Raw genomic sequence first — 16,022 nt, 5'->3', positions numbered from 1 at the left:
GGCTTGTTCTACAACCTCTCTTCATCGAATAGGGTAACGTGTACGGACAGACTCTGGCTGTCCTCCCAAGTTCGAACGGAGAGGGGAACGAGCGGATGAAGGTGTCCCACGTCACCTTGCGCCGGCGCCTGTTCCTGGCGCTGGTCATCGTCATCATCGGATTCGGCGCGCTCATCGCGCGCCTTGCCTATGTCCAGCTGGCGCGCGGAGGCGAGCTGTCGGCCAAGGCGGAGGACAACTGGCGCCGCGAGGTCGACTTCGCGCCGCGCCGCGGCGATATCCTCGACCGCAGCGGCGAGCAGCTCGCCTACAACGTCAGCTCGCCTACGATCGTGGCCATCCCGGTCCAGATCAAGGACAAGGAGGGCACCGCCCGCAAGCTGGCCCCCGTGCTCGGCATCGACGAGCAGAAGCTGCTCGGCTTGCTCAAGAAGCGGGCGAGCAGCGTGTTCATCAAGCCCGAGGGACGCAAGATCACGCTGGAGAAGGCGATGGAGGTGCGCAAGCTGGAGCTGCCGGGCATCGTCGTGGCGGAGGACAACAAGCGCTACTATCCGTTCGGCGAGCTGGCCGCCAGCGTGCTCGGCATCACCGGCATCGACGGCGGCCTGACCGGCGTCGAGAAGAAATACGATTCCTACCTCAAGGGAGTAAAGGGAAGCGTCTCCTACCTGTCGGACGCGAGCGGCCATCTCATGCCCGGCTCGACCGACAAGCTCGACGAGCCCCAGGACGGGCTGAACCTGCAGCTGACGATCGACCGGCAGATCCAGAGCATCATGGAGCGCGAGCTTGACCAGGCGATGGCCAAGTACAAGCCGAACAGCGCGATTGCGATCGCCATGGATCCGAACAACGGCGAGGTGCTCGGCATGGCCAGCCGTCCGACGTTCGAGCCGGGCAACTACAACGCCTATCCGGCGGAGGTGTACAACCGCATCCTGCCGATCTGGATGACGTACGAGCCGGGCTCGACGTTCAAGATCATCACCTTGTCGGCGGCGCTGGAGGAAGGCAAGGTCAACCTGAAGAACGAGCATTTCTACGACCCCGGAGCGGTCGAGATCGGCGGCGCGAGGCTGCGCTGCTGGAAAAAGGGCGGCCACGGCAGCCAGACGTTCCTCGAGGTCGTGCAGAACTCCTGCAACCCCGGCTTCGTCGCGCTCGGCAACCGGCTTGGCAAAGAGACGCTATTCAAGTATATTAAGGACTTCGGCTTCGGGAAGAAGACCGGCATCGACATCGGCGGCGAGGAGAACGGCATCCTGTTCAAGCCCAGTCAGGTCGGACCGGTGGAGCTGGCGACGACCGCGTTCGGGCAGGGCGTATCGGTGACGCCGATCCAGCAGATCGCGGCGGTGTCCGCGGCGGTCAACGGCGGCACGCTCTACAAGCCTCATCTGGCCAAGGCGTGGATCAAGCCCGAGACGGGCGAGGTGGTCGAGCGGATCGAGCCGGAGGCGGTGCGCAAGGTCATTTCCGAAAAGACCAGCGCGCAAGTGCGCGAGGCGCTCGAGAGCGTCGTCGCGCTCGGCACCGGCGGCAACGCCTTCCTCGACGGCTACCGCGTCGGCGGCAAGACGGGCACCGCGCAGAAGGTCATCAATGGCCGTTATTCGGCCAACGAGCACATCGTCTCGTTCATCGGCATCGCGCCGGCCGACAATCCGCGCATCGTCGTCTACGTCGCCGTCGACAATCCGCAGGGCATCCAGTTCGGCGGCGTCGTCGCCGCGCCGATCGTCAAGGGCATCCTCGAGGACTCGCTGCAGTACATGGGCGTGCCCAAGAGCGCCGATCAGATCGGCAAGAAGTACAAATACGGCGAGACGGCGACGGTCACCGTCCCGAATCTCGTCGGCAAGACCGTTTCGGACATCTACGAGGATATGAACATGAACTTCAATCTCGTCTCCGCCGGCAGCGGCAGCACCGTCATCCGGCAGGCGCCGGAGGCCGGGGCCCGCGTGGACAAAGGCTCGACGATCCGCATCTATCTCGGCAGCGACGCGGATCTGCCGCAGCCGACCGGGGACGGGCATAGCCATTGACGCATGACAGAGAGGAGAGAGAACGATGCGCTTGGAGCAACTGGCATCGCAGCTTAAGACCGCCCGCCTCGCAGGAGACGGAGCGACGGAGATCACAGGGGTGGAAAGGGACTCCCGGGCCGTAAAGCCCGGGGATCTGTTCCTCTGCCTGCCCGGACATACGGTGGACGGGCATGACTTCGCGCCGCAAGCGGTGTCGGCCGGAGCGGCGGCGCTCGTCGTCGAGCGCCCGCTGCCGCTGGCCGTGCCGCAGCTGATCGTACGCAGCAGCCGCCACGCGATGGCGGTGCTGGCGGACGCTTTTTACGGCCATCCGAGCCGGGACCTGCGCGTCATCGGCGTGACCGGCACGAACGGCAAGACGACGACGACGTACCTGATCGAGCGCATCCTCGCCGACGCCGGCCGCGCGCCGGGCGTCATCGGCACGATCGAGATGCGCTACGGCGGACGCTCGTTCCCGATGAGCGGCACGACGCCGGAGGCGCTCGACCTGCACCGGGACCTCGCCGCGATGCGCGAGGCCGGCACGACGCATGTGGCGATGGAGGTTTCCTCCCATGCGCTGGAGCAGGGCCGCGTAAAGGGCGTCGAGTACCGCACGGCGGTGTTCACCAACCTGACGCAGGACCATCTGGACTATCACGGCACGATGGACGTGTACCGCGAGGCGAAAGGGCTGCTGTTCGCCCGCCTCGGCAACGGCTACGGCGACGGCGAGACGCGTTATGCCGTGCTCAATGCCGACGATCCGGCGGCGGAGCGGTTCCGCCAGCTGACCGCGGCGGAGGTCGTCACCTACGGCGTCGACGCCGAGGCGGACGTGCGCGCTTCGAACATCCGCATCGACGCAGGCGGCACCTCCTTCCATGTGAGCAGCTTCGCCGGCGAGGCCGATATCACGCTGCGGATGGTCGGCAAGTTCAACGTCTACAACGCGCTGGCGGCGCTGTGCGCCGGGCTGCTCGAGGGCGTCACGCTGGCGCAGGCCAAGGCAAGCCTCGAAGGCGTGCCGGGCGTGCCGGGCCGGGTCGAATCCGTCGACGCGGGCCAGGACTTCGCCGTCATCGTCGACTACGCCCATACGCCGGACGGACTGGAGAACGTGCTGCGGGCGGTCAAGGAATTCGCCGCGAAGCGGATCATCACCGTGTTCGGCTGCGGCGGCGACCGCGACCGCACGAAGCGGCCGATCATGGGCGAGATCGCCTCGCGCTACTCGGACTATACGATCGTCACCTCCGACAATCCGCGCACCGAGAATCCGGAGACGATCCTGCTCGACATCGAGGTCGGACTGCAGAAGGCGGATGTTCCCCAGGACCGCTACGAGCTGCTCGTCGACCGCCGCGAGGCCATTGAAAAAGCGGTTGAAATGGCAAGCCCGGGGGATGTAGTATTGATTGCGGGGAAGGGCCATGAGACCTATCAGATCATCGGAAAGACGTCGCATGACTTCGATGATCGGCTGGCCGCCCAAGACGCGATAAGGGGAATACGCAATTGATCAGACGCAAGCTCAGCACGATCGCTGAAATGAGCTCGGGCCGCCTGGGGCCCGGTTACATAGACGTTCCGGAGGGCGCGGAGCCCTCCAGCCTGGAGCTGCCCGCGGGCGGCTGGACCGACCTGCTCGTCCAGGGCGTGACGACGGATTCCCGCCGCATCGGCGAGGGCCAGCTGTTCGTGCCGCTGACGGGCGATTCGTTCGACGGCCACGATTACGTGGAGGCGGCGTTCCGCCAAGGAGCGGCCGCCGCGCTTTGGAGCCTCGACCGCGAGCTGCCGGCGTCGCTGGCCGGCAAGCCGCTCGTGCTCGTCGAGGATCCGCTGGAGGCGCTGCAAAACCTCGCCGCCGCCTACCGCGCCGAGCTGCGCACGCTCATCGTCGGCATCACCGGCAGCAACGGCAAGACGACGACGAAGGACATGACGGCGGCCGCGCTCGGCTCCGTCATGCGCGTGCACAAGACCGCCGGCAACCTCAACAACCACATCGGGCTGCCGCTGACCGTGCTGGAGCTGCCGGAGGACGCGGAGGCGGCCGTGCTCGAGATGGGCATGAGCGGCCTGCGCGAGATCGCGCTGCTCACGAATATCGCCCGTCCGGACATCGCCATCATCACGAACATCGGCGACGCCCATCTGCTCCAGCTCGGCTCGCGCGAGATGATCGCCCGCGCCAAGCTGGAGATCGTCGAGGGGCTGCGTCCGGGCGGACTGCTGCTCGTCAGCGCCGACGAGCCGCTCATCGCCGCCGAGCTGGGGCGGACGACGCTGCCGCGCGGCGCGCAGGTGCGCACGTTCGGCGCCTCGCCGCGCAGCGACTGGCGAGCGGCCGGCATCGAGGTCGGCGCGCAGTCCTGCGCCTTCACGGTCAAGGCCGGTCCGGCCGCCGGCTTCCGGCTGGCCGCGGCGCCCGGTCCGCGCCCTGCTGCGGACGAGACCGCTGCGCCTGCGGAAGAGGCTTGCGAAAGCTGCTTCCCGCAGGTGCGCATCGAAATTCCCGTGCCGGGCGTGCATAACGTGCACAACGCGCTGGCGGCGATCGCCGCGGCGACCGCCGTCGGCGTGCCGGCGGAGGCCGTCGCCTCCGGGCTGCGCGCGATGCAGCTGACCGGCATGCGCATCCAGCCGGTCGCGGCGGCATGCGGCGCGATGATCCTCAACGACGCCTACAATGCCAATCCGACCGCGGTGCGCGCCGCCGTCGACCTCGTCGCCGGCCTGACCGGCTATCGCCGCAAGTGGATCGTGCTGTCGGACATGCGCGAGCTCGGCGAGACGGAGCAGGAGCTGCATCGCGAGACCGGCGCCTACATTACGCCGGACAAGGCGGACGCCGTCCTGACGTGGGGAGAGCTGTCGGCCTACACGTCGGCCGGGGCCGCGGAGGCTTTCGGCGAGCGGGCCGCGGAGGCGGTGCGCCATTTCGACTCCCAGGAGTCTCTCATTCTAGCGATACGCGAGGAGCTCGATCCGCGGGATCTGGTGCTGGTCAAGGGCTCCCGCACGATGCATATGGAAAGGGTCGTCGAAGCGCTTCAGCGCTGAGGCGGCAGGGTGGAAGGCATGGACATGCTCGCGATACTCATGACAATCGGCGTCTCGTTCCTGCTCGCGGTCATTCTCGGACCGCTGTGCATCCCGCTGCTCCGGCGGCTCAAATTCGGGCAGCAGGTGCGCACGGACGGACCGCAGAGCCATCTCAAAAAATCCGGCACTCCGACGATGGGCGGCATCATCATCCTGCTGGCGGTCACTGTCGCGTTCCTCCGCTTCTCGGAGAAGACGACGGAGTTCTGGGTGCTGCTCGTCGGCGCGCTCGGCTTCGGGCTCGTCGGCTTCCTCGACGACTACATCAAGATCGCCCTCAAGCGCTCGCTCGGCCTGACGGCCAAGCAGAAGCTGTTCGGGCAGCTGCTGTTCAGCCTCATCGTCTGCGTCTTGCTCTACCAGATGGGACACAGCACGGCGGTGTCCGTTCCGGGCACGAGCTTCAGCCTGGACTTCGGCTGGTTCTACTATCCGTTCGTCATCATCATCTTTTTCGGCACGACCAACGCGGTCAACTTCACCGACGGCGTGGACGGCCTGCTGTCCGGCACGAGCGCGATCGCCGCGGGGGCGTTCACGATCATCGCCATGCAGGCGACCGAGCATGAGAGCGCGGTGTTCACGGCGGCGCTTGTCGGCGCGGTGCTCGGCTTCCTGATCTTCAACGCGCACCCGGCCAAGGTGTTCATGGGGGATTCCGGCTCGCTCGGCATCGGCGGCGGACTGGCCGCGGCGGCGATCCTCACCAAGACGGAAATTCTGCTCGTCCTGATCGGCGGCGTGTTCGTCGTCGAGATGATCTCCGTCATCCTGCAGGTCGGCTCGTTCAAGCTGCGCGGCAAGCGCATCTTCAAGATGAGTCCGATCCACCACCATTTCGAGCTGTCCGGCTGGTCGGAATGGAAGGTCGTCACGGTGTTCTGGGCGGTCGGCCTCGCGCTGGCGACCGCCGGCCTCGCGCTGTACCGGATCGGCGGAGGCTGATCGGCATATTCCACGCAAACGGCAGCCGTCCGAAGGGACGGCAAGCCGTTTTGCTGCATAAGGAGAGGATTTGGATGGATCATCCATCTGCATACCGCGATCGCAAGGTCGTCGTGCTTGGCCTGGCGCGCAGCGGCGTCGCCGTCGCCAAGCTGTTCCACCGGCTCGGAGCGGACGTCGTCGTGAACGACCGCAAGCCGCGGGAGGACAGTCCGGAGGCGGGAGAGCTCGAGGCGCTCGGCATCCCGGTCGTCTGCGGCAGCCATCCCCAGGAATTGGTTGGTTCAACAACGGCGCTGCTGGTGAAGAATCCGGGGATTCCGTATAGCGCGCCTCCGGTGGCGGCGGCGCTGGAGCTCGGCGTCGAGGTCGTCACCGAGGTCGAGGTCGCCGGGCATCTGTCGGCGGCGCCGATCATCGGCATCACCGGCTCCAACGGCAAGACGACGACGACGACCTGGATCGGCGAGATGCTGAAGGCGGCAGGGCGCAAGCCGGTCGTCGCCGGCAATATCGGCCGCCCGCTCTGCGAGGCGGCGCAGGAGGTATCCGCGGACGACGTGCTCGTCGCCGAGCTGAGCAGCTTCCAGCTCAAGGGCACGACCTCGTTCCGCCCGCGCGTGGCGCTGCTGCTCAATCTGGCCGAGACGCATCTGGACTACCACGGCTCGATGGACGACTACGCCGCCTCCAAGGCGAAGCTGTTCGCCCATCAGACGGAGGAGGACGTCGCGGTGCTGAACGCCGACGATCCGTTCTGCGCCGAGCTCGCTCCGCGCCTGCGCGCGCGGCTGCTGCCGTTCTCGCTGAAGCAGCGGCTGGAGCGGGGCGTCTGCGTCGAGCCGCCGTTCCCGGCTGACGGTCAGGCGGACGAGGCCGCGGCCGAGCCGCAGCGCATGATCGTCTACCGCGACGGCAGCGGGGGAGAGCTGCCGCTGCTGCCGGCAGCGGAAGTCATCCTACCGGGCCGCCACAACCTGGCCAACGCGCTGGCCGCTGCGGCCGCCTGCATCGCCATCGGCGCCGATCCGCAGGCGCTGGCGCAGCCGCTGCGCCGCTTCAGCGGCGTCGAGCACCGGCTGGAATTCGTTCGCGAGGCGGACGGCGTCCGCTATTACAACGACTCCAAGGCGACGAACCCGACGGCGACGACGACGGCGGTCCGCTCGCTCGACCGGCCGATCGTGCTGATCGCCGGCGGCCTCGACCGCGGCTCCGACTACATGGAGCTGCTGCCGCTGTTCCGCTCGCGGCTCAAGGGGCTCGTCGTGCTCGGCCAGACGAGAGCCAAGCTGGCGCGCGTCGCGGAGCTGGCGGGTATGCCGGGCTCGCGCGTGGCCGATGCTGGGGAGGACGCCGAATCCTCGGTCGCCCAGGCGGTGCGGCTCGCCGCGTCGCTGGCGGAGCCGGGCGACGCCGTGCTGCTGTCGCCGGCCTGCGCGAGCTGGGATATGTTCCCCTCGTACGAAGTCCGCGGGGACATGTTTAAGGATTCGGCGCATACCTTGTAAGTAGGGGGCTCGTCCCTACTTTCCCATGCCAGAGGTGTTGCGTCATGCCCAAAGCCCGGTCCGCTCCGGACGCATGGCTGATCGGTTCCATCGCCCTTATCCTCGCCATCGGTCTGATCATGGTCTACAGCGCGAGCGCGGTGCGGGCGTTTCAGGACTTCGGCGACAAGTTCTACTACGTGAAGCGCCAGTCGCTGTTCGCCGCTCTCGGCATCGGCGCGATGGTGTTCACGGCCAATACGGACTACCATGTATGGAAGAAATACGCCAAGCCGCTGCTGCTGGTCTGCTTCGCGCTGCTCGTGCTCGTGCTGGTGCCCGGCATCGGCGCGGTGCGGGGCGGCGCGCGCAGCTGGCTCGGCATCAGCTCGCTGGGCATCCAGCCGTCGGAGTTCATGAAGCTCGGCATGATCCTGTTCCTCGCCAAGATGCTCTCCGACAACCAGCAGCGGGTGACGCAGTTCGCCCGCGGACTGCTGCCGCCGCTTGCCTTGATGGGAGCGGCTTTCGGCCTCATCATGCTGCAGCCCGACCTCGGGACGGGCTCCGTCATGATGGGCGCCTCGCTGCTCGTGCTGTTCGTTGCGGGAGCGCGGATGAAGCATCTGGGCGGCTTGGCCGCCGTCGGGGCGATCGGCCTCGTCGGCCTCATCCTGGCGGCGCCGTACCGGCTGGCGAGGATCACCTCGTTCATGGACCCTTGGTCCGACCCGCTCGGCGCGGGCTACCAGATCATCCAGTCGCTGTACGCGATCGCGCCGGGCGGGCTGGTCGGGCTCGGCCTCGGCATGAGCCGGCAGAAGTACAGCTACCTGCCGGAGCCGCAGACCGACTTCATCTTCTCGATTCTGGCGGAGGAGCTCGGCTTCATCGGCGGCGCGCTGCTGATCCTGCTGTTCCTCATCCTGATCTGGAGAGGGATGCGCGCGGCGATCTACGCGCCGGACACGTTCGGCAGCCTGCTCGGCGCGGGCATTACCGGCATCGTCGCCGTCCAGGTGCTGATCAATATCGGCGTCGTCATCGGGCTCATGCCCGTGACGGGCATCACGCTCCCGCTCGTCAGCTACGGCGGCTCGTCGCTGACGCTGCTGCTCACCGCGCTCGGCATCCTGCTGAGCCTGTCCCGCTATTCCCGATGAGGCGGGCCGGGCATTCCCGGTCGCTGCGGGCGCGGCTGCGCGGCCGCAGCGGCTTTCGGGCGGACTCCAATTCGAACATCGCGATCCGCTTCGGCCGAAGCGGATCGATGCGATAGGTAAGGCGGCGCGGCTGCGCCGCATGAATCAGGCCGCGCCCCAGCCCCGGCATGCCGGGGCTGGGGCGCGGCCTCATCGCCGGCGGGCTGCCAAGCCCTGCCGGCAAGCAGCAAGGGACTCGCGGCGCCGGGCGGCTGTCACCACGGCGTCCGGCTGGGCATAGGATACTGCATAATCGTGTCCGTCAGCTTGAGGGCGGCCGGTTACCTTTTCCGCAAGGGAGAGTGGCATTCGTCGGAGCCGGAGAGCGGCTCCGGGCTGCAGCTTGAGGATGGCTTGCCGCGAGTCCCCGACATAAAGGAGGAACGACCATGGAGGCATGGATGGCAGAGCTGGAGGACGCCGCGATCGGCGGCATCCAGAAGCATGTGCCGCTTGCCAGGCACACCACCTGGAAGATCGGAGGCCCGGCGGACGTCCTGCTGACTCCGTCAGGCAAGCCGGAAATGATCCGGACGATGGCGATCCTGAACCGCCGCGGCGTGCCGTGGACGATCATCGGCAAAGGCTCCAACATGCTGGTGAGCGACAAAGGCATCCGGGGCGTCGTCATCAAGGCGGGAGAAGCGCTGGACTACGCGGAATTCGACGGCACGCTCGTGCGCGCCGGCGCCGCGTATTCGATCATCAAGCTGACAGTGATGGCCGGCAAGCAGGGACTGACCGGACTGGAGTTCGCCGGGGGAATTCCGGGCACGGTCGGAGGCGCCGTCTATATGAATGCGGGTGCCCACGGGTCTGACATGTCGCATATATTCAACTCCGCCGAAATCGTGCTGGAGACAGGGGAATTGGCCGTATGGGGGCCGGAGGAGATGGCGTTCCGCTATCGCCACTCGCGCCTGCAGGATCCGGGCAGCCGGGGCGTCGTGCTGGAAGCGACGCTGCAGCTCGCGCATGGCGACCGCAAGGAGATCGCCGCGGCGCTGGCGACGCACAAGGAGCGCCGCCGGCGCACCCAGCCGCTGCAGCAGCCGAGCTGCGGCAGCGTGTTCCGCAACCCGCCGGGCCATCATGCCGCCAAGCTGATCGAGGAGAGCGGCCTCAAGGGCTTCTCGATCGGCGGCGCGCAAGTATCGCCCATGCACGCCAATTTCATTGTCAACACCGGGCAGGCGACGGCAGAAGACGTCCTCACCCTGATCGCCCATATCCGCAGCACGGTCAAGAACCGCACGGGAATTGAACTGATGCCCGAAGTATTGGTGGTGGGTGAGCGGTAACTTGGAGGTGTAGGTTTGGACAAATTGGTGATTGAAGGCGGGCAACCTCTCTCAGGAACCATTGCTATCCAAGGGGCGAAAAACGCGGCCCTGCCGATTTTGGCAGCCAGCGTGCTCGCCTGCGGCACAGTGACGATCGAATCCGTGCCGCAGCTGCTCGATATCGAAGTCATGCTGCAAATTCTGCGCGAGCTCGGCTGCCGCGCCGAGCATGAGGGAGAAACGGTCACGCTGAATACGGCGACCGCCTATCATGTCCAAATTCCGGAGAAGCTGATGAGCCAGATGCGCTCCTCGATTTTCCTAATGGGGCCGCTGCTAGCCCGTTTCGGCGAGGTGCATATCTACCAGCCGGGCGGCTGCGCCATCGGCGAGCGCAAATTCGATCTCCATCTGGAAGGGCTTCGCGCGCTCGGCGCCGAATTTGAAGAGAATGGAGATCGGATCTCCTGCCGGGCCGACAAGCTGATCGGAGCGGACATCCATCTGAGCTTCCCGAGCGTAGGCGCGACGGAGAACATCATGATGGCGGCCGCGCTGGCCGAAGGCCGCACGACGATCGTCGGCGCGGCGCGCGAGCCGGAGATCCAGGACCTGCAGAGCTTCCTGAACGCGATGGGAGCCCGCATCATGGGCGCCGGCACGGACACGATCACGATCGACGGCGTCGAGTCGCTGAGCCCGTGCTCCTACCGCGTCATCCCGGACCGCATCGTCGCGGGCACGCTGCTCGTGGCCGCCGCGGCGACGAAGGGCAAGGTGACGCTGACGAACACGCGTCCGGCGCATCTGTCCTCGCTCGTGCATGTGCTGCGGCGCGCCGGCACGAACGTCGCCATCGACGGCGACGTCATGACCGTCAGCGCCTCGTCTCGTCCGAAGGCGGTGGAGCGCATCGTCACGTCGCCTTATCCCGCTTTTCCGACGGACCTGCAGTCGCCGGTCATGGTGCTGCTCGCGCTGGCCGACGGCGTCAGCATCATGAAGGAGACGATTTTCGAAGGCCGCTTCAAGCATGTCGGCGAGCTGAGCCGGATGGGAGCGGATATCCGCGTCGATCTCGGAGCGGCGATCATCCGGGGCGTGCCGCGCCTGTACGGGGCGACGGTGGAGGCGACGGACCTGCGGGCCGGAGCCGCGCTCGTCATCGCGGGGCTCGCCGCCCAAGGACGGACGATCGTCGAGCAGGTGCACCATATCGACCGCGGCTACGACAGCATCGAATCGATGCTGAGCCGTCTCGGAGCCCGCATCGCGCGCAGCGCGCCGGTGCCGGACAACGGGGCGGTGCCGGGCTGAACCGGCCGCGGACGGTAGCACCGGCAGGCGATTCATCGACGGTCCATCCGCCGCTTTTGCGGGGATGGGCCGGCTTTACAGCTTGAGGAGGGACAAGCGTGGCCGAACTCATACCGCTTCTGAAGGAGCCGCCGCCGAAAAAACGGGGCAGCCGCAAGCTGATCCTGATCCTGGTGCTTCTTTTCCTTATTCTATTGTCCATTCTTTTCTTTAATTCCGCGATCAGCAAGGTTTCCGCCGTCACCGTCTCGGGCGAGCAGTTCACGCCGGAGGCCGTCATCAAGGAGGCGGCGAGCGTGCGCCCCGGGGATGCGTTTTTCGGCACGGTGGCCGGCACGGTGGAGAAGCGCGTCGACGCGCTCGGCTCGATCAAGCGGACGACGGTCGAGAAGAAGTTTCCCGGCGAGGTGCGGATCATCGTGGAGGAGTACCCGCCCGTCGCGTTCGAGATGGACGATGCGGGCAAGCTGAGCGCCATTCTCGCCAGCGGCAAGATTCTGGAGGCCGACGCCGGCAGCGCCGTCGTGGACAAGCCCGTGCTGTCCGGCTGGCGCAAGGACGATCCGGTCAAGAAGAAGCTGTGCGAGGCGCTCGCCGACATCCGCGCCGAGGACCTGGACCATCTGTCGGAGATCAGTCCGAGCCCGACCGAGTCTTATCCGGACCGCATCCGCATCTATACCCGCTCCGGCTTCGAGATCGTCACCGCCGTCTCGCTGCTGAAGGACAAGCTGCCGACGATCAACTCGGTCGTCGAGGAGCGCTCGCCGGGGCGCGCGACGCTGCTGCTCGCCGATACGTACATGCCGTTCGGATCGGCCGAGGAGAGCGCGGACGAAGGGAGCGCGGGCGGCTCCCGCTGACGCTCGCCGAGCAAGCCCGCCCTTTTATTTCGCTTCAAAGAATGGTAGAATTTAAGATAGGCTTTTTTTCAAGTTGGAGAAGGCGCCTTTCATGCAAAATGCCAGCGCTGGGATGAATTTCCTCGTGAAAAAAATGTAGAAAAAAGAGGGAAAATATCAGAAGCGTGGAATATGTACGACAGATATATTCACGACAGGCGATAGAAACTAGCGACCCGGAACGGAGGTGCCGCGCAATTGAGCAGCAACGACATCATCGTCAGTTTGGACATCGGTACATCCAAGGTTCGAGTTATTATTGGCGAAGTGGCCAACGGAGCCATTAATATAATTGGAGTTGGATCCGCCGACTCGGAAGGCATTCGCAAAGGAGCGATCGTCGACATCGACCAGACGGTCAAGTCGATCCGCAGCGCGGTCGAGCATGCCGAGCGCATGGTCGATATCGAGATTTCCGAGATCTACGTAGGCGTGCAGGGCAACCATATCGCCCTCCAGAGCAACCACGGCGTCGTCGCGGTGTCGAACGAGGACCGCGAGATCGGCGACGAGGACATCGAGCGCGTGCTGCAGGCGGCCAAGGTCGTCGCGCTGCCGCCGGAGCGCGAGATCATCAATCTCGTGCCCAAGCAGTTTCTCGTCGACGGGCTGGAAGGCATCTCCGACCCTCGCGGGATGATCGGCGTCCGCCTCGAGGTGGAAGCGACGATCGTGACCGGCGCCAAGACGGCCATACATAATCTGATCCGCTGCGTCGAGAAGGCCGGCCTCCACATCTCGGGCATCATCCTCATGTCCCTCGCCTCCGGCATGATGTCGCTGAGCAAGGACGAGAAGACGATGGGCACCGTGCTGGTGGACATCGGAGCGGGCTCGACGACGCTCGCGATCTTCGAGCAGGGCGGGCTCGTCGCGACGTCGACGCTGCCGGTCGGCGGCGAGTTCGTCACGAACGACATCTCGTACGGCCTGCGGACGCAGACCGACCAGGCGGAGAAGATCAAGCTCAAGTACGGCTGCGCGTCCGTGACCGACTCCGCGGAGGATCAGCGCTTCAAGATCACGCGCCTCGGCTCCAACGTCGAGAAGGAGTTCTCCCAGGTGGATCTCGCCAACATCGTCGAGCCGCGGATGGCGGAGATCTTCTATCTGATCCGGCAGGAAGTGCGCCGCCTCGGATACGGCGCCAAGGTCCAAGGCTATGTGTTGACGGGCGGATCCGTCAACATGCCGGGCACCCTCACGGTCGCCCAGCAAGAGCTGGAGTCCACGGTGCGCATCGCCGTGCCGGACTTCATCGGCGTGCGGGATCCGGCATTCGGCAGCGGTGTCGGCATGATCCAGTACGTCAGCAAGCACATGACGATTCGCAACTCGGGAGCGGTCAAGAAGCAGGCAAGCCGCAAGACGGGAACCGCCGCCCCCGCTAAACCCGGCATGATTGAACGAATCAAGAATATGTTCAGTGAATTCATCTGATCGGGGGAAATAGAATGTTGGAATTCGATATTGACCTGGAACAACTGGCTCAGATCAAAGTCATCGGTGTCGGAGGCGGCGGCAGCAACGCGGTCAACCGGATGATCGACAACGGCGTCAAGGGAGTGGAGTTCATCACCGTGAACACCGACGCCCAGGCGCTCCATCTGGCGAAGTCGGAGCATAAGCTGCAGATCGGCGAGAAGCTGACGCGCGGCCTCGGCGCCGGCGCCAATCCGGAGGTCGGCAAAAAAGCCGCCGAGGAGTCCCGCGACCTCGTCGCCGGCACGCTCAAGGGCTCCGACATGGTGTTCGTCACGGCGGGCATGGGCGGCGGCACCGGCACGGGCGCGGCTCCCGTCATCGCCGAGATCGCCCGCGAATGCGGCGCGCTGACCGTCGGCGTCGTGACGCGTCCGTTCACGTTCGAAGGACGCAAGCGCTCCAACCAGGCCGAGCTCGGCATCGAGGCGCTCAAGGAAAAGGTCGACACGCTGATCATCATCCCGAACGACCGCCTGCTCGAGATCGTCGACAAAAAGACGCCGATGCTCGAGGCGTTCCGCGAGGCCGACAACGTGCTGCGGCAGGCGGTGCAGGGCATCTCCGACCTGATCGCGGAGCCGGCGCTCATCAACCTTGACTTCGCCGACGTGAAGACGATCATGACCGAGCGCGGCTCCGCGCTGATGGGCATCGGCATCGCGACCGGCGAGAACCGCGCCGCCGAAGCGGCGCGCAAGGCGATCCAGAGCCCGCTGCTCGAGACGTCGATCGACGGCGCTCGCGGCGTCATCATGAACATCACCGGCGGCAACAACCTGTCGCTGTACGAGGTCAACGAAGCGGCCGAGATCGTCATCGAGGCATCCGATCCCGAGGTGAACATGATCTTCGGCGCGAGCATCAACGAGGACCTCAAGGACGAGATCAAGGTGACGGTCATCGCCACCGGCTTCGAGCACAAGGCGGCGAGTCCCGCTCCGGTACGCCGTCCCGTCAGCCATGCTCCGGCTCCGGAGGCTGCCGAGCCTCGCCAGACGTCTGCCTCGCCGAAGCCGTTCAACAACGCTTCCAGCGATCAGCTGGAAATTCCGGCCTTCCTGCGCAACCGCCCGCGCGGCGACCGCTAGGGCCATTCGAACCAGGCCGAACAGCCGCCCCTTCCAACCGGAAGGGGCGGTTTTTTGTCGTCGCGGCATCCGCCCGATCCGACAAAACTAGAGCGGCCGAAGCGGCAGGATTAGACAGACATCGAGAGGGGGGCTGGACTATACTGGGTTCATTCGTTCTCCGGGTTCAAGCTACGCCGCGGACCAAGGAAGGTGAGCTTCGCTGGCCGTTTACGTCGACGTCCTTTTTTTGAGAGAGCTGCTCGTAGACGGCTCGATGCTGCTACTGACCGCCTGGATCCGGGGAGTGAAGGCGAGGCCGGTCCGCGTGCTGGCCGCGGCGTCGATCGGCGCGGCCTATGTCGTGCTGATGCTGTTTCCGCCGCTGTCCTTCCTCTATACGATCGCGATCAAGGCCGGCATCTCGCTTGCGATGCTGTACGTCGCCTTCGGGTTCCGCGATACGCGGAGCTTTCTGCGCTTCATCGGCGCGTTCTACGCCGTCAACTTCGTCGCGGCCGGAGCCGTGCTCGGCATCCACTACATGCTGATGTCCGGATCGGACGAGGTGTGGCGGACGATGCGCTTCCTGCAGGACGGCATGGCGGTCGAGCTGCAGACGAGCCTATGGTTCGTCGTCAGCGTCGCGGCGATCGGCCTGTATCTCATGCGCTCGGTCGTCGCCGGCAGGCGGCAGAAGGAGCTGGTGCTTTCCCATCTGGCCGAGGTGACCGTCCGCATCGGGGAGTCGGAGCATCGCTGCACCGGCCTCGTCGATACGGGCAACCAGCTGTACGATCCGTTGTCGAGAACGCCGGTCATGGTCATGGAGGCGTCGCTCTGGGAGGACGAGATCCCGCCCGGATGGATGAAGGGCATCCGGGACGGCCAGGTCGACCGGCTGGTGGCCGAGCTTGGCGAGGAAGAATTCAAATGGCAGGACCGGATCCGGCTCGTTCCTTATCGCGGCATCAACAAGGGCACCCAGTTCATGCTCGCGCTCAAGCCCGACGGCGTCGTCATCGAACGGGAAGGCAGCCGGAGCGAGTCGAGCAAGGTGCTGATCGGGCTGGACGGAGGCAGGCTGGTCGCGGACGGCTCGTACCGCGCCATCATACATCCCTCCCTGGTCGAGAGCCAGGCGGGCTGAACGACGATCCCAGAATCGAAGGAGATGGAGACCC

12 protein-coding genes are annotated in these 16,022 nt (G+C 65.8%); all 12 read left to right on the top strand.

Annotation, left to right across the window (positions count from 1 at the left end):
- Window positions 1–95 precede the first annotated feature (95 nt).
- The gene (locus H582_RS0101185; RefSeq protein WP_028597020.1) at window positions 96–2,051 is read left to right on the top strand and encodes a stage V sporulation protein D; all 1,956 of its coding nucleotides are present in this window, start codon (window positions 96–98) and stop codon (window positions 2,049–2,051) included.
- Window positions 2,052–2,076: 25 nt separating this feature from the next.
- Window positions 2,077–3,558, top strand: a complete 1,482-nt coding sequence (locus tag H582_RS0101180) for a UDP-N-acetylmuramoyl-L-alanyl-D-glutamate--2,6-diaminopimelate ligase (protein ID WP_028597019.1) — start codon at window positions 2,077–2,079, stop codon at window positions 3,556–3,558.
- Window positions 3,555–5,105: a UDP-N-acetylmuramoyl-tripeptide--D-alanyl-D-alanine ligase gene (locus tag H582_RS25445; protein WP_101809355.1), complete on the top strand. Its 1,551-nt coding sequence runs from the start codon at window positions 3,555–3,557 to the stop codon at window positions 5,103–5,105. The genes H582_RS0101180 and H582_RS25445 overlap by 4 nt, the downstream gene beginning before the upstream one ends.
- 18 nt (window positions 5,106–5,123) lie before the next feature.
- Window positions 5,124–6,092: a phospho-N-acetylmuramoyl-pentapeptide-transferase gene (mraY, locus tag H582_RS0101170; RefSeq protein ID WP_028597018.1), complete on the top strand. Its 969-nt coding sequence runs from the start codon at window positions 5,124–5,126 to the stop codon at window positions 6,090–6,092.
- Between the two features lie 74 nt (window positions 6,093–6,166).
- On the top strand, window positions 6,167–7,603 hold the full coding sequence (gene murD / locus H582_RS0101165) for a UDP-N-acetylmuramoyl-L-alanine--D-glutamate ligase (RefSeq protein ID WP_028597017.1): 1,437 nt from the start codon (window positions 6,167–6,169) through the stop codon (window positions 7,601–7,603).
- Between the two features lie 44 nt (window positions 7,604–7,647).
- Complete coding sequence (gene spoVE / locus H582_RS0101160; RefSeq protein ID WP_028597016.1) at window positions 7,648–8,745, top strand: stage V sporulation protein E; 1,098 nt, start codon at window positions 7,648–7,650, stop codon at window positions 8,743–8,745.
- A gap of 428 nt (window positions 8,746–9,173) precedes the next feature.
- On the top strand, window positions 9,174–10,085 hold the full coding sequence (gene murB / locus H582_RS32315; RefSeq protein ID WP_028597015.1) for a UDP-N-acetylmuramate dehydrogenase: 912 nt from the start codon (window positions 9,174–9,176) through the stop codon (window positions 10,083–10,085).
- A gap of 15 nt (window positions 10,086–10,100) precedes the next feature.
- On the top strand, window positions 10,101–11,384 hold the full coding sequence (gene murA / locus H582_RS32310; RefSeq protein WP_028597014.1) for a UDP-N-acetylglucosamine 1-carboxyvinyltransferase: 1,284 nt from the start codon (window positions 10,101–10,103) through the stop codon (window positions 11,382–11,384).
- A gap of 98 nt (window positions 11,385–11,482) precedes the next feature.
- The gene (locus H582_RS0101145) at window positions 11,483–12,247 is read left to right on the top strand and encodes a cell division protein FtsQ/DivIB (protein ID WP_028597013.1); all 765 of its coding nucleotides are present in this window, start codon (window positions 11,483–11,485) and stop codon (window positions 12,245–12,247) included.
- 237 nt (window positions 12,248–12,484) lie between these two features.
- Entirely contained in the window at window positions 12,485–13,726 is a 1,242-nt protein-coding gene (gene ftsA / locus H582_RS0101140) for a cell division protein FtsA (RefSeq protein WP_028597012.1), read from the top strand.
- A 14-nt stretch (window positions 13,727–13,740) separates the two neighbouring features.
- Window positions 13,741–14,859: a cell division protein FtsZ gene (gene ftsZ, locus H582_RS0101135; protein WP_028597011.1), complete on the top strand. Its 1,119-nt coding sequence runs from the start codon at window positions 13,741–13,743 to the stop codon at window positions 14,857–14,859.
- A 202-nt stretch (window positions 14,860–15,061) separates the two neighbouring features.
- On the top strand, window positions 15,062–15,988 hold the full coding sequence (gene spoIIGA / locus H582_RS0101130; RefSeq protein WP_028597010.1) for a sigma-E processing peptidase SpoIIGA: 927 nt from the start codon (window positions 15,062–15,064) through the stop codon (window positions 15,986–15,988).
- Window positions 15,989–16,022 lie beyond the last annotated feature (34 nt).

This window comes from Paenibacillus pasadenensis DSM 19293 (assembly GCF_000422485.1).
Taxonomy (GTDB): domain Bacteria; phylum Bacillota; class Bacilli; order Paenibacillales; family Paenibacillaceae; genus Paenibacillus_O; species Paenibacillus_O pasadenensis.
The sequence above is the reverse complement of the archived record's forward strand: the minus strand, read 5'-3'. Positions and strand labels throughout refer to the sequence as shown.